The organism is Streptomyces sp. XM83C (assembly GCF_023072675.1).
Taxonomy (GTDB): Bacteria; Actinomycetota; Actinomycetes; order Streptomycetales; family Streptomycetaceae; genus Streptomyces; species Streptomyces thermocoprophilus.
Map to the genome: position 1 here is coordinate 1 of NZ_JALLGL010000360.1, position 5,804 is coordinate 5,804.

Below are 5,804 nucleotides of genomic sequence, written 5' to 3' on the forward strand. Positions count from 1 at the left end.
GGCTGGGCCGGGGCCCGCTCCCGCTCCGGCCCCGGCCGCCCCGGCTCCGGCCGCTCCCGCCGCCGCTCCGTCGGTGGGCGAGGGCGCCTACGTCACCCCGCTGGTGCGCAAGCTCGCCGCCGAGAACGGCGTCGACCTGGCCACCGTCAAGGGCACCGGCGTCGGCGGCCGTATCCGCAAGCAGGACGTGATCGCCGCCGCCGAGGCCGCGAAGGCCGCAGCCGCTGCCCCGGCTCCGGCCGCCGCCGCTGCCCCGGCCGCCCGCAAGGCCGCCCCCGTGCTGGAGGTGTCCCCGCTGCGCGGCCAGACCGTGAAGATGCCGCGGATCCGCAAGGTCATCGGCGACAACATGGTCAAGGCGCTGCACGAGCAGGCGCAGCTGTCGTCGGTCGTCGAGGTCGACGTCACCCGCCTGATGCGGCTGCGTGCGCAGGCCAAGGACGCGTTCGCGGCGCGTGAGGGCGTCAAGCTCTCCCCGATGCCGTTCTTCGTCAAGGCCGCCGCGCAGGCGCTGAAGGCCCACCCGGTCATCAACGCCAAGATCAACGAGGCCGAGGGCACGATCACCTACTTCGACACCGAGAACATCGGTATCGCGGTGGACTCCGAGAAGGGCCTGATGACCCCGGTCATCAAGAACGCCGGCGACCTGAACATCGCCGGTATCGCCAAGGCCACGGCGGAGCTGGCCGGCAAGGTCCGCGGCAACAAGATCACCCCGGACGAGCTGTCCGGCGCGACCTTCACCATCTCCAACACCGGTTCGCGCGGTGCGCTCTTCGACACGATCATCGTGCCGCCGGGCCAGGTCGCGATCCTCGGCATCGGCGCCACGGTCAAGCGCCCGGCCGTCATCGAGACGGAGGAGGGCACGGTCATCGGCGTCCGCGACATGACCTACCTGACCCTCTCCTACGACCACCGCCTGGTCGACGGCGCCGACGCGGCCCGCTACCTGACGGCGGTCAAGGCGATCCTCGAGGCCGGCGAGTTCGAGGTCGAACTGGGTCTCTGACCCGCACCGGGCTCACCATGCGCGGAGCCCCCGCCCCGGACACCACGTCCGGGGCGGGGGCTCCGCCATGTGCTGAGAGAGGCGGGCGGACCGAGCGATGCAACGTGCGCTGCTCGGTGGCGGCCGGCCCCTGCCGGCCCTGCTCGATCTCGTCGACGATCCGGTCCATGCGGCGGACTGGCCACGTGAGGTGTTCCTGCATTCTGCCGAGGTCATCGGCCGGTCGGGTCGGATCGTCCCTCCTGGCTGCCGGATCCTTCTGCTGAGCCACCGCTCCCCCGTTTCGCTCTGCATCCGACCAGCACGCTGTTCAAAGCCCAGTTCGACGGACACAGAATTCGGCCGCTGTGACACCGGCCACGCTGCGGCCGTGCGGCAGTGCCTCCGCCGAGGACGGCGTGTGTAAGTCTCGTCTCACCTGCGCGAAAGCGCCCCCGCGCGCCTCTCTCGAGCGGGCTCGCGGCCTTATTGTCTAAACGTCGAACGCCCCAGGGGGCCGTGGCCCCTCCCTAAGGAGCCCTCATGACCGCGCCCGTCATCCACTCGCTGCGGGAACAGATCCGCGAGCACATCCTGGAAGGGATCATCAGCGGGCGCTGGCAGCCGGGCGAGCGGATCGTGGAGCGGCGTATCGCCACCGAGCTGGAGGTCAGCCAGACGCCGGTACGTGAGGCGCTGCGTGAGCTGGAGTCGCTGCGGCTGATCGAGTCCGCGCCCAACAAGGGTGTGCGGGTGCGGAATCTGACCGCCGCCGACCTGGAGGAGAGCTACCCGGTCCGGGCCGGTCTGGAGGCGATCGCGGCCGAGCTGGCGGCGGAGTCGCTGGCGGTGGACTGCTCGGCGCTGGAGCCGCATGTGGCGGCGCTGTACGAGGCCGACCGCAACTCCGACGGCACCGCGCAGGTGCGGCACACGGTGGCGTTCCACCGGGAGCTGGTGCGCGCGGCCGGCAACTCGGTGCTGCTGCACACCTGGGAGGGCCTGGGCATCGAGGTGTTCACGGCGCTGTCGATCCGCTGGCTGGGCACGGTGCAGCAGTCGTACGCGGAGGAGCACGAGGAGCTGGTGGCCGCGTTCAAGCGGCACGACCCGCGCATCGCGGAGCTGGTGAAGGCGCATGTGCTGGGGTGTGCGCCGCGTCACGAGAGCTGATCCGGAGGGCTCCCGAGGCCCCTCGGCGCCCTGAGCGGGCGTTCGCTCAGACGTGCTCTCACCTGCGAAAACCGTTCGAAAATGCGGCACGGGGTGTCTCCGTGCGAGGCACCCCGTGCCGACTTTCTCGGGATCGAGAGGTTTTGCCCCTCAACCCTTTGATCGATCATCGATCAGCGAGTTACAGTCGCCGACGGACTTCTACCGAAGCCCGCGCCCTGTCCTGCCAAAGACCTAGGGCACCCCCGAACCCTTGCCTGTGAGGGAACCCCCTTCGACTGAGGAAGGCGGCGACATGACCGACCCCAACGCCAACGCCATCCAGCCGAGCGAGCTCGACCAGCTCCCGGACCGCGACCCCGAGGAGACCGCCGAATGGCAGGCCTCGCTGGACGCCGTCGCCGAGGCGGCCGGGCCGCACCGTGCCGCGTACCTGATGCGCCGCACGCTGGAGCGCGCCGAGGGCGCCGGCATCGCGCTGCCGAAGCTCCTGGAGACGGACTACGTCAACACCATCCCGACCGCCGCCGAGCCCGAGGTGCCCGGTGACCCGGAGATGGAGGCCCGTATCACCGCGTGGAACCGCTGGAACGCGGCCGCGATGGTGACCCGCGGCAGCAAGTACGGCGTCGGCGGCCACATCGCCACCTTCGCCTCCGCGGCCTGGCTGTACGAGACCGGCTTCAACCACTTCTTCAAGGGCAAGGAGGCCGACGGCTCCGGCGACCAGCTGTACATCCAGGGCCACGCCTCCCCCGGCATCTACGCCCGCGCCTTCCTCGACGGGCGTCTCACCGAGAAGCACCTTGACAACTTCCGCCAGGAGGCCGGCGGCGACGGCCTGCCGTCCTACCCGCACCCGCGCCGCCTGCCCTGGCTGTGGGAGTTCCCCACCGTCTCCATGGGCCTCGGCCCCCTGTCGGCGATCTACCAGGCGCGCTTCAACCGCTATCTGACCAACCGCGGCATCAAGGACGTCTCCGCCTCCCACGTGTGGGCGTTCCTCGGCGACGGCGAGATGGACGAGCCGGAGTCCACCGCGGCCCTCGCGCTCGCCGCCCGCGAGCAGCTCGACAACCTGACCTTCGTCATCAACTGCAACCTGCAGCGCCTCGACGGCCCGGTCCGCGCCAACTTCAAGATCGTGCAGGAGCTGGAGGCCCAGTTCCGCGGCGCCGGCTGGAACGTCATCAAGACGCTGTGGGGCTCCGCCTGGGACGAGCTGTTCGCCCTCGACACCACGGGCGCGCTCGTACGCCGTCTGCGTGAGGTACCGGACGCGCAGGTCCAGACGTACCAGACCCGCGACGCCGCCTACATCCGCGAGGACTTCTTCGGCAAGGACCCGGCGCTCGCCGAGATGGCGAAGCTGCTCGGCGACGACAAGATCCTCGACCTGTTCCACTTCTCGCGCGGCGGCCACGAGCCCCGCAAGGTCTACGCCGCGTACAAGGCCGCCGTCGAGTTCAAGGGCGCGCCGACCGTGATCCTGGCGCAGACCGTCAAGGGCCACACCCTCGGTGAGGGCTTCGCCTCGAAGAACGCCAACCACCAGATGAAGAAGCTCACGGTGGACGAGTTCAAGGCGATGCGCGACCGGCTCGGCCTGCCGATCAAGGACAGCGACTTCGTCGACGGCGTGGTCCCCTACGGCCACCCCGGCGCCGACTCCCCCGAGGTCCGCTACCTCCAGGAGCGCCGCGCCGCCCTCGGCGGTCCCGCCCCGGCCCGCCGCACGCACCCGCTGCCCGCGCTGCCCGCCCCGGCGGAGAAGGCGTTCACCGCCTTCGACAAGGGCTCCGGCTCGCAGAACGTGGCCACCACCATGGCCTTCGTCCGCCTGGTCAAGGACCTGGTCCGCGACAAGGAGACCGGCAAGCGCTGGGTGCCGATCGTCCCCGACGAGGCGCGCACCTTCGGCATGGAGTCGCTGTTCCCGTCGCTCGGCATCTACTCGCCGAAGGGCCAGACGTACGAGCCGGTCGACCGCGACCAGCTGATGTACTACAAGGAGGCCAAGAACGGCCAGATCCTCAACGAGGGGATCACCGAGGCCGGTTCGATGGCCGACTTCATCGCCGCTTCGACGTCGTACGCGACGCACGGCGAGGCGATGATCCCGTTCTACATCTTCTACTCGATGTTCGGCTGGCAGCGCACCGCCGACCAGATGTGGCAGCTCGGCGACCAGCTCGGCCGCGGCTTCCTCGTCGGCGCCACCGCCGGCCGCACCACGCTGACCGGTGAGGGCCTTCAGCACGCCGACGGCCACTCCCCCGTCATCGCCGCGACCAACCCGGCTGCGCTGACGTACGACCCCGCGTTCGCGTACGAGATCGCGGTGATCGTCCGTGAGGGTCTGCGCCGCATGTACGGCGAGGCGAAGCCGGGCGAGGACCAGAACGTCTTCTACTACCTGACGGTCTACAACGAGCCGCTGCCGCAGCCCGCCAAGCCGCAGGGCCCCGGCATCGACGAGGGCATCGTCAAGGGCCTGTACCGCTTCAACACCGCCGAGTCCGCAGGCGTCACCGTCCCGGCGAACGCCCCGCGCATCCAGCTGCTGGGCTCCGGTACGGCGATCCACTGGGCGCTCACCGCGCAGAAGCTGCTCGCCGAGGAGTGGGGCGTGGCCGCCGACGTGTGGTCCGCGACGTCCTGGACCGAGCTGCGCCGGGACGCGATGGAGGCCGACGCGGCGCTGCTGCGCGGCGAGGACCGTGTGCCGTATGTGCGTCAGGCGTTGCAGGGCGCCGAGGGCCCGGTGCTGGCGGTCTCCGACTACATGCGCCAGGTGCCGGACCAGATCGCGCAGTGGGTCGAGCAGGACTGGTCCTCGCTGGGCGCCGACGGCTTCGGTCTGTCGGACACCCGTGAGGCCGCCCGCCGCCACTTCGGTGTCGACGCCGAGTCGATCGTCGTCGCGGCGCTGGCCCAGCTCGCCCGCCGCGGCGAGGTGAAGGCCACCGCGGTCAAGGAGGCCCGGGAGAAGTACGGCCTGTAGTCCCGGCCGGTCCTCGCATCCGGGAGGTCCCCGCTTCGGCGGGGGCCTCCTGCTGCATGATGGGGCCATGCGTGCCGCCCGGCTGATCAAGATGGTGCTGCTGCTCCAGTCCCGGCCCTCGATGACCGCCTCCGAACTGGCGCGGGAGCTGGAGGTGTCGGAGCGCACGGTCGTCCGGGACGCGCAGGCCCTGTCGGAGGCGGGGGTGCCGGTCTACGCCGACCGGGGGCGGGCCGGCGGCTATCGGCTGATCGGCGGCTACCGCACCCGGTTGACGGGGCTGCACCGCGGGGAGGCGGAGGCGCTGTTCCTGAGCGGGGTGCCGGGGGCGCTGCGGGACATGGGGCTGGAGGACGCCGCGTCGGCGGCCCGGCTGAAGGTGGCGGCGGCGCTCCTGCCGTCGCTGCGGGACGCGCCGCGCACGGCGGCCCAGCGGTTCCATCTGGACGCGCCGAACTGGTTCCAGGAACCGAGGACACCCGAGTTGCTGCCGTCCGTCGCCGAGGCGGTGTGGGACGACCGGTGCGTCACCGCCCGCTACCGGCGCGGGGAGCGGGTGGTGGAGCGGGAACTGGAGCCGTACGGGCTCGTGCTGAAGGCGGGTGTCTGGTATCTGGCGGCGCGGGTGCGGGA

The 5,804-nt window shown here is 71.0% G+C and carries 4 protein-coding genes; all 4 read left to right on the forward strand.

Going from position 1 to position 5,804, the window contains the following annotated elements; translation table 11 throughout:
* On the forward strand, window positions 1-1,015 hold a 1,015-nt coding region (gene sucB / locus MTQ10_RS27090; RefSeq protein ID WP_247472865.1), incomplete at its 5' end, for a 2-oxoglutarate dehydrogenase, E2 component, dihydrolipoamide succinyltransferase.
* A gap of 522 nt (window positions 1,016-1,537) precedes the next feature.
* Entirely contained in the window at window positions 1,538-2,167 is a 630-nt protein-coding gene (locus MTQ10_RS27095) for a GntR family transcriptional regulator (RefSeq protein WP_247472866.1), read from the forward strand.
* 295 nt (window positions 2,168-2,462) lie between these two features.
* On the forward strand, window positions 2,463-5,171 hold the full coding sequence (gene aceE, locus MTQ10_RS27100; RefSeq protein WP_247472867.1) for a pyruvate dehydrogenase (acetyl-transferring), homodimeric type: 2,709 nt from the start codon (window positions 2,463-2,465) through the stop codon (window positions 5,169-5,171).
* 67 nt (window positions 5,172-5,238) lie between these two features.
* A partial coding sequence (locus MTQ10_RS27105) for a helix-turn-helix transcriptional regulator (RefSeq protein WP_247472869.1) occupies window positions 5,239-5,804 on the forward strand: 566 nt, incomplete at its 3' end.